We start from the raw sequence: 662 nt of genomic DNA, 5'->3' as shown, positions 1-662 counted from the left end.
CTGCCAAGGCCATGATCAGCTCTTGCACTTCCAGCGTCTTCAACTCGTTGTAGCCCAACAGATGCCCTGGCGCTGGGCTGAACGCTGCGTAACCTGGCAGGTTCGGCCCGGCCAATAAACGCTGGAACCCGTCTTGCCCGGCGCGGCACAGGCGTAACTCATTCAAACGCTCCTGATCGAACGTAAGGGTGCCTTGGGTGCCGCTGATCTCGAAGCTCAGATGATTCTTGTAACCGTGCTTGAGCCAACTGCTGCTGAAGGTACCGCGCGCGCCGCTGGAAAAGCGCAGCAAGGCATGAGTCTGATCATCCACCGCAATGTTACGCGGTTCCAGGCTACCGGCCGTGGCCGGGCGCTGACGATGCACGGTCTGGGAATCGGCGCACACTGCTTCGACAGTGCCGAGCAGATAGCGCGCCATGGCGAGCAAGTGGCTGCCCAGATCGGCCAGGGCCCCGCCGGCAAGTTCGGGCTCACAGCGCCACGACCAAGGGGATGCTGGATCGGCCATGAAGTCTTCGCTGAATTCGCCTTGAAAGCTGATGATCTCGCCGAGACTGCCGTTCAGTATCAGTTCCCTTGCCAGGCCGATGATTGGGTTGTGCTGGTAGTTGTAGCCGACACGCGTGACGACGCCTGCATTCTTGGCGGCGAGGTGCATG

1 protein-coding gene is annotated in these 662 nt (G+C 60.9%); it reads right to left on the bottom strand.

Annotated elements, in window-relative coordinates; genetic code table 11:
• A partial coding sequence (locus AC1DRJ_RS31295) for a Gfo/Idh/MocA family protein (RefSeq protein WP_477805513.1) occupies nt 1-662 on the bottom strand: 662 nt, incomplete at both ends.

This window comes from Pseudomonas sp. P5_B2 (assembly GCF_056400445.1).
The sequence above is the reverse complement of the archived record's forward strand: the minus strand, read 5'-3'. Positions and strand labels throughout refer to the sequence as shown.